Below are 823 nucleotides of genomic sequence, written 5' to 3'. Positions count from 1 at the left end.
ACGTGTGGCCGGTGGGGGTGGTGAGTTCGATGGTGTGCCTCGCGCCGATGCTCGAGGCGGATCCGGGTGCGGCTTCGGGGCTGGGGCGTGCTTTCCAGCCGGGGGTTTCTTTGGTGTGGTTGCAGGCTTCGCAAAGTCCGGCGGCGTTGCCCGTGGTGGTCGGGCCGCCGGTGTGCCAGGGAATGATGTGGTCCAGGTGGCGGATGGGCGCGTCGCAGTACGGGGTGCGGCAGGTGTCGTCGCGGGCCTGGATGAAGCGGCGGTGCCCGGGCGGGAAGAGCCGGGCGCGGGAGTCCATCCCCACGAGCTCGCCGGCGCCGGGGTGGGTGTAGACCCGGCGGAGCCAGAGCCGGAACGCGGGGTCATTGGCGCTCCCGGCGGCGCCGCCCGGTCCAGGGCGACCACTGTGCGCCGGACCGCCGGACTGGCCGTCATCGTTTCTGTCCGTGTTTCTGTCCGTGTTTGGGGCCGCGGCGCCGGGTGCAGGCGGACCACTGTATCCCGGGGGACGGCCGGGTCCGGGGGGACGGCGGCCGCCCTCGCCGCTGTGTGCATCCTTTGTGCCGTTGATGAGGGTGCGGGCCCAGCCGGCGGGGACGGTCCCGTAGCCGGGGAGCCGGGCGGGTTCGGCGCCGGCCTGGAAGAGGGTGCGGTCGGTGATGATGAGCTGGATTTCGACGCCGGTGATCCCGCCGGGGGTGCCGGTGGTGCGTTCGACCAGGGCATCGGCCATGAGCTGCCCGCGGCCCCTCGGGTCCCCGGCGGCGCGGAGGGTGTCGGCGTGCCCGGTGAGGGCCTTGTAGACGGCGACGCCGGCGGTCAC

Annotated in this window: 1 protein-coding gene; it reads right to left on the bottom strand. The window is 73.6% G+C overall.

Annotated features, from left to right (window positions below):
* The coding region (locus tag AC1DGD_RS22105; RefSeq protein ID WP_476858281.1) for an HNH endonuclease at window positions 1–823 on the bottom strand (823 nt) is incomplete at both ends.

The sequence above is a fragment of the Arthrobacter sp. 05T45 genome, assembly GCF_056395875.1.
The sequence above is the reverse complement of the archived record's forward strand: the minus strand, read 5'-3'. Positions and strand labels throughout refer to the sequence as shown.